Origin of the sequence: Thauera aminoaromatica S2 (assembly GCF_000310185.1) — a bacterium.
Classification (GTDB): Bacteria; Pseudomonadota; Gammaproteobacteria; order Burkholderiales; family Rhodocyclaceae; genus Thauera; species Thauera aminoaromatica.
The window spans coordinates 1-6451 of the sequence record NZ_AMXD01000177.1 but is presented as its reverse complement, the minus strand read 5'-3'; the positions used below and the strand labels follow the sequence as shown (position 1 = coordinate 6451).

Annotated in this window: 7 protein-coding genes and 4 tRNA genes; 6 read left to right on the top strand and 5 right to left on the bottom strand. The window is 68.5% G+C overall.

Features of this window, described 5'->3' with window-relative positions:
* The 5 genes from minC to C665_RS17660 form a co-directional block, all read left to right on the top strand.
* On the top strand, window positions 1-433 hold a 433-nt coding region (gene minC, locus C665_RS17680), incomplete at its 5' end, for a septum site-determining protein MinC (RefSeq protein WP_004324904.1).
* 31 nt (window positions 434-464) lie between these two features.
* Window positions 465-1277, top strand: coding sequence for a septum site-determining protein MinD (minD, locus tag C665_RS17675; RefSeq protein WP_004324902.1), 813 nt, complete (start codon window positions 465-467; stop codon window positions 1275-1277).
* Between the two features lies 1 nt (window position 1278).
* Entirely contained in the window at window positions 1279-1539 is a 261-nt protein-coding gene (gene minE, locus C665_RS17670; RefSeq protein ID WP_004324900.1) for a cell division topological specificity factor MinE, read from the top strand.
* Window positions 1540-1548: 9 nt separating this feature from the next.
* Window positions 1549-1633: transfer RNA gene (locus tag C665_RS17665), tRNA-Leu, on the top strand.
* Window positions 1634-1702: 69 nt separating this feature from the next.
* A complete protein-coding gene (locus C665_RS17660) occupies window positions 1703-2161 on the top strand; it encodes a DUF1178 family protein (RefSeq protein ID WP_004324898.1) in 459 nt (152 codons plus the stop codon).
* An 84-nt stretch (window positions 2162-2245) separates the two neighbouring features.
* Here the strand turns inward: C665_RS17660 and C665_RS17655 are convergent, their stop codons facing one another.
* From C665_RS17655 to pgsA, 5 genes are all read right to left on the bottom strand, one after another.
* Window positions 2246-3433, bottom strand: a complete 1188-nt coding sequence (locus tag C665_RS17655) for an alkaline phosphatase family protein (RefSeq protein ID WP_004324896.1) — start codon at window positions 3431-3433, stop codon at window positions 2246-2248.
* 148 nt (window positions 3434-3581) lie between these two features.
* Window positions 3582-3657: transfer RNA gene (locus tag C665_RS17650), tRNA-Gly, on the bottom strand.
* A gap of 72 nt (window positions 3658-3729) precedes the next feature.
* Window positions 3730-3803 (bottom strand) — tRNA-Cys (locus C665_RS17645).
* Window positions 3804-3875: 72 nt separating this feature from the next.
* Window positions 3876-3951 (bottom strand) — tRNA-Gly (locus C665_RS17640).
* Window positions 3952-4023: 72 nt separating this feature from the next.
* Window positions 4024-4596 (bottom strand): CDP-diacylglycerol--glycerol-3-phosphate 3-phosphatidyltransferase, encoded by a 573-nt coding sequence (gene pgsA / locus C665_RS17635; protein ID WP_004324894.1) that lies wholly within the window; start codon window positions 4594-4596, stop codon window positions 4024-4026.
* A 206-nt stretch (window positions 4597-4802) separates the two neighbouring features.
* On the opposite strand from pgsA, the gene pgi reads away from it, so the two are divergent.
* Window positions 4803-6451: glucose-6-phosphate isomerase (gene pgi, locus C665_RS17630; protein ID WP_004324893.1), on the top strand; the 1649-nt coding region annotated here is incomplete at its 3' end.

Genomic DNA, 6451 nt, shown 5'->3' with positions numbered 1-6451 from the left:
CCGCCCGCCCGCCGAGGCGCCCGCGCGCCACGCTGCTCCCGCGGAGCCCGCGCCCGCGGCTGCGCCGCCCCCGGTCGCCGCTGCGGCCACCCCGACCATGTTCGTCGAACGCCCGCTGCGCTCCGGCCAGCAGATCTATGCGCGCGGCACCGATCTCGTCCTGCTCGGTGGCGTGAGCCCCGGCGCCGAAGTCATCGCCGATGGCAGCATCCACTGCTACGGCCCCCTGCGCGGACGCGCGATCGCGGGCGCTCAGGGCAACCAGGCGGCGCGCATCGTGGCCAGCAACTTCGGCCCCGAACTCGTATCGATCGCCGGCGTGTACCGCACCTTCGAGCGCGGCATTCCCGAAGCCTTTGCCGGCAAGCCCACCTTGGTGCGGCTGAGCGGCACCGACCATACACTCAACCTCGAAGCGCTGAAGCTCGACTGAGCCAGCCATACCGCATCCACAAGGGGAAACCGTGAGAGTCATCGTAGTAACTTCGGGCAAGGGCGGCGTCGGCAAGACCACCACCAGTGCGGCATTCGCCTCCGGACTCGCCCTGCGCGGCTTCAAGACCGCCGTCATCGACTTCGATGTCGGCCTGCGCAACCTCGACCTCATCATGGGCTGCGAGCGTCGCGTCGTGTACGACCTGGTCAATGTGGTCAATGGCGAGGCCCGCCTGAACCAGGCCCTGATCAAGGACAAGCACTGCGACAACCTGTTCATCCTCCCGGCCTCGCAGACGCGCGACAAGGACGCGCTCACCGAGGAAGGCGTCGAGAAGGTGCTGCAGGAGCTCGAGCACATGGGCTTCGAGTACGTGGTGTGCGACTCCCCGGCCGGCATCGAGCGCGGCGCGGTGATGGCGCTGACGTTCGCCGACGAGGCCATCGTGACCACCAACCCCGAGGTCTCCTCGGTGCGCGACTCCGACCGTATCCTCGGTATCCTGCAGAGCAAGTCCAAGCGTGCGCGCGAGGGCGGCGAGCCGGTCAAGGAGCACCTGCTCATCACCCGCTACTCGCCCAAGCGCGTCGAGGACGGCGAGATGCTGTCGTACAAGGACGTGCAGGAGCTGCTGCGCGTGCCGCTGATCGGCGTGATCCCCGAGTCGGAGTCCGTGCTGCACGCCTCGAACCAGGGCACGCCCGCGATCCACCTCAAGGGTACCGACGTCGCCGAAGCCTACGCCGACGTCGTCGGCCGCTTCCTCGGCGAAGACCTGCCGCTGCGCTACGTCAATTACGAAAAGCCCGGCCTGATCAAGCGCCTGTTCGGAGGCAAGTGACATGTCCTTCCTCGCCCGCCTCTTCGGCGAAAAGAAGAAGACCGCGGAGATCGCCAAGAACCGCCTGTCGCTGCTGATCGCCCACGAGCGCGCGGGCGACAGCCCCAGGGCCGACTTCCTGCCCGACCTGCAGCGCGAGCTGATCGAGGTCATCTCGAAGTACGTCGCGGTCAACCCCGACGACATCAAGGTCCAGCTCGAAAAGCAGGACAACTACGAGGTGCTCGAGGTCAATATCGTGCTGCCGGAGCAGAACCGCTGAGCCTCGGCCGCCCGGGTGATGAAATCGGTAACCATAGCGGACTTAAAATCCGCCGGCGTAAGCCTTACGGGTTCGAGTCCCGTCCCGGGCACCATCCCGCTCAGCCATTGTCCCATCCTTGCTGCGGCGTCCTGCCCGGCACAGTGACCGGACAGTCCTCGCCATGATCGTACTCGACCTACACTGCAGCAATGCACACCGCTTCGAAGGCTGGTTCGGTTCCGCCGCAGCCTTCGAGGCGCAGCTCGCGGACCGCCTGGTGAACTGCCCGATCTGCGGCGCCACCGAGGTCCGCCGCCTGCCGAGCGCGCCCTACGTCCAGACCGGCCAGTCCGCCTCGGCAAGGCCGCCCGCAGCGGGTGAGGTGCAGGCCGCGAGCGCCGTCCCTCCCTCCGCTCCTGCTCCCGAAGGACTCGCGCGCCTGATGACGCAGCTGCGCAGCCTTGCGCGCGTTGCGGAGAACGTGGGCGAGCGCCTGCCCGAGGAGGCGCGCCGCATCCACTACGGCGAAACCGAGGCGCGCGACATTCGCGGCTCGGCCTCCGCCGACGAGGTCGAGTCCCTGCTCGAAGAGGGCATCCTGGTGCTGCCGGTCCCGCCAGCCGAGGAAGACCTGCACTGAAGAGCCAGGGCGCAGGCGGGGATGCGTGCCGAGCACGGACCGCCAGGTCCACCGCCCTGTCGCAGCCGTGTGGAGTGCCCGTCCTCAGGTACGTGCCAGCATCAGCGGCACGCGCATCTCGTCCGCGCTGAGGCCACCATGCACGCCGATCATGGTGTGCTCGTGCTCGCCTGCCACGTGATCCACGATCGTCCACCCGGCCTCCATCAGTACCGCGTGGCTGCCCAGGCGTTCGGCCAGCCGCGGATGCACCTGACCCGGGCCGAGCAGGCCGGCGGCGAGAAAGTCTTCGCCGCGCACCGCCACCGCCTTGCCACGCAGCTCATCCGCAGCCCACGCTTCGAATTCGGCCTGCGCACCGGCGCGCACCCGGCAGAAAGCCAGCCGGCGCTCGCCGAACAGCGGCGCGGCGAGCATGGCGGCGACCTCGCCGTCGGGCGCGAGGTCGATGCGGCGCTCGGGTGGCGCGTCGATGAAGCCGTGGTCGGCCGTCACCAGCAGACGCACGTCGCGCCCCGCCAGCGCCTGCTGCAGCGACACGAAGGCGGCATCGACGCGCGTGAAGCACGCGACCGCCTCGGCCGAGCGGCAGCCGTGCTGGTGGCTCAGCATGTCGAACACCGGGTAATAGGCGTGGATCAGCCCGCCGCTGTGCGCGAGCGCATCGGCCATGTCGACGATGGCGGCCACGTAGTCCTGCAGCCCTTCGTAAGGCTCGATGTGTGCCCCGCGCCCATGGTGCAGCGAGAAGCGCGAGAATGCGATCTGCACGGGGGAGACCAGGGTGACCGGTCGGCAGGCGTGGCGATACATCGGCGCCACCGGGAACAGTCGCGGCAGCAGGCGGAAGGCCTCCAGCGGCTCGCCACTGCGGCGGATCAGCGGCAAGGGCGCGATCACGCCACCGAAGCGGCGATCGTGGATGAACCAGCCGTTGAGGCCGTGCTCGACCGGCGCGACGCCGGTCGCCAGCGTGGTGATCGCACTCGCCGTGGTGCTCGGGCACACCGAGCTCAGGCCGGCGTGCTTGGCCGCATGCAGCGCGGAGCCCCACCCGACCGTGTCGAGAAAGCGTTCGCCCAGCCCGTCGATGACCAGCAGCACGACCAGCGCGCGCTCGCCCGGCGCGACCTCGGCCGCAGGCCACCCGGCCTTGCGGTCGTGCAGCCAGTGGCGGAGCCCGCGCGCGAAGCCGTAGAGCCCGCCGTCGCCATAGTCGGGAAGAACGGCGCCGGCCGGGAGGGGCAAGGTGGAGTCGATGGTGAAGGGCATGCGGTGCGCGAGGATCGCAGAGAGCTCCGGGAGAGCTTCGAGCCTACCCTGCAAGGCCGCGCCCGGCAAACCGCCGGCGAGGCATGCACCGCGGGGGCACAATGCAAAAGCCGGATGGGCGCTGGGCGCACATCCGGCTTTCAGAATCTGGAGCGGGAAACGAGTCTCGAACTCGCGACCTCAACCTTGGCAAGGTTGCGCTCTACCAACTGAGCTATTCCCGCTTTGACGACAGGGCGCAAATTCTAGCTTCTTTTGCACCGCATCGCAATACTTCTTTACAACTTTTTTACTACTGGAGGCGCGACTCGGAATCGAACCGGGGTACACGGCTTTGCAGGCCGCTGCATAACCACTCTGCCATCGCGCCACAACCGTTTCGGCCAGCTGCCCCAATGCCCCGGGGCCACTTGGCTGGGCACTGCCCAGCCTGCGAATTCTTTGGAGCGGGAAACGAGTCTCGAACTCGCGACCTCAACCTTGGCAAGGTTGCGCTCTACCAACTGAGCTATTCCCGCCCGGGAAAGACCGCCATTATAGACACAATTCTTAGCTCGTCAACCCCTATCTGCGCTTTCTCGCGATCCGCTTCATTCTTCCGTCTCGCGCAGCAGCGGCATCGCGCGCCGGAGATAGTACCCCATCGACCATAGCGTGAGCGCGGCGGCGACGTAGATCAGCACTTCTCCGGCCAGGCGCAGGTCGAAACCGTACAGGGAGGCATCGAACAGCAGCATCGGGATCGCGACCATCTGCGCGGTGGTCTTGAGCTTGCCGACATAGGCCACGGCGACGCTGGCCGACTGGCCGACCCGCGCCATCCACTCGCGCAGGGCCGAGATGGTGATCTCGCGACCGATGATAACGACCGCGATCAGCGCATCCACTCGACCGAGCTGCACCAGCAGGATCAGCGCGGCGGCCACCATCAGCTTGTCGGCAACCGGGTCGAGGAAGGCGCCGAAGGCCGAGGTCTGGCCGAGCGCGCGGGCGAGGTAGCCGTCGAACCAGTCGGTCACCGCGGCGGCGACGAAGATCACCGTGGCGACGAGGTTCTGGGTCGCGATCGGCATCCACGATTCGGGGAGATAGAAGAGGCCGACGAAGACCGGGATCATGGCGATCCGCGCCCAGGTCAGCGCATTCGGAATGTTGAGCGGCATGCCGGAGGGCGACTCGCAAAGGTTCGGGGAGCGGCGAGTATATCAAGCGCCCATACGCGCGTAGGGACGGCCGCATTCCGTGCGCGCGCGCAGCGTGCCGAAAGTCCCGCCCTGCGGCGCTTCCGGTGCACACAGGCACGCGCGCGCTAGGTAAGATCCTCGACAAGCATCCATCTTCCTCGCATCGGCCGTTCCGGTCCCTTCCAATGCCTGCCCCCAGCTCCCTGGCCGCCTGGAAATCGCTCCAGCAGCGCCGTCGCACCCATCTCCCGCGCTCCCTGCGCGAGCGCTTCGCCGCCGATCCCGGGCGCGCCGCACGCATGCAGGCCAGCGCCTGCGGCATCACCCTGGATTACTCGAAGAACCTGCTCGACGACGACGAGCTGGTGCTGTTGCTGCGCCTGGCCGACGAGGCCGATCTCGCCAGTCGCATCCGGGCGATGTTCGGCGGCGAACGCATCAACACCACCGAGGTCCGCGCCGTCCTCCACGTGGCCCTGCGCTGCCCGCCGGGGGCACACTGGCCAGTCGGGGACCTGGACGTCGCTGCCGAGGTGCATGCGGTGCGGGCGCGCATGCGCACGTTCTGCCTGCAGGTCCGCGGTGGCGACTGGCGTGGCCACGGCGGCGAACGCATCACCGACGTGGTGAACATCGGCATCGGCGGCTCCGACCTCGGTCCGGCGATGGTGTGCGAGGCGCTCGCGGACCACGCCGGCGACGGCCCGCGCGTGCACTTCGTCTCCAACGTGGACGGCGTGCACATCGGCGACGTGACGCGCCGCTGCGATCCGCGCAGCACCTTGTTCGTGGTCGCCTCGAAGACCTTCACCACGCAGGAGACGCTCGCCAACGCGCACGCCGCACGCGCCTGGCTGGTGGGCGCGCTCGGCGACGAAGCCGCGGTGGCGCGCCACTTCGTCGCCGTGTCGACCAATGCCGCAGCGGTGCGCGACTTCGGCATCGACACCGCAAACATGTTCGGCTTCTGGGACTGGGTGGGTGGGCGCTTCTCGCTATGGAGCGCGATCGGCCTGCCCATCGCGCTCGCGCTCGGCCCCGATCGCTTCGACGAACTGCTCGCCGGCGCGCACGCGATGGACGAGCATTTCCGCACCGCCCCGCCTGCCGCCAACCTGCCGGTGCTGATGGCGCTGCTCGCCATCTGGAACGTGAATTTCCTCGACGCCGCCAGCCAGCTCGTCGCACCCTATCATCAGCGCCTGCACCGCCTGCCCGCCTACCTGCAACAGCTCGACATGGAATCCAACGGCAAGTCGGTGCGCCGCGACGGCACGCCGGTGGATTGCCGCACCAGCCCCATCCTGTGGGGCGAGCAAGGCATCAACGGCCAGCACGCCTATTTCCAGCTTGTGCACCAAGGTACGCAGCTCGTGCCGGTGGATTTCATCGGCGTGCTCGATCCCGGCCGAGAGGACGAGGCCCTGCACCGCATCGCCTTCGCCAACCTGGTGGCGCAGGCCGAAGCGCTGATGCGCGGCAAGACCGCCGCCGAAGCCGAGGCCGAGATGCGCGCGGCCGGCGTTCCCGAGGAACGTATCGCTGCCCTGCTCCCGCACCGCGTCTTCTCCGGCGACCGGCCGAGCAACGTTGTGCTGCTCGAGCGCCTCGACCCCTTCACGCTCGGCGCACTGGTCGCCGCCTACGAGCACCGCACCTTCGTCCAGGGCGTGATCTGGGATGTGAACAGCTTCGACCAATGGGGCGTGGAGCTCGGCAAGCAGCTCGCCGCGCGCGTGCTGGCCGAGCTCGACCCGCACGCGGCCGCCCCCTCGGCGGACGCCCACGACGCCAGCACGCGCGGCCTGATCGAGCGCTACCGCGCCCGCCCGCG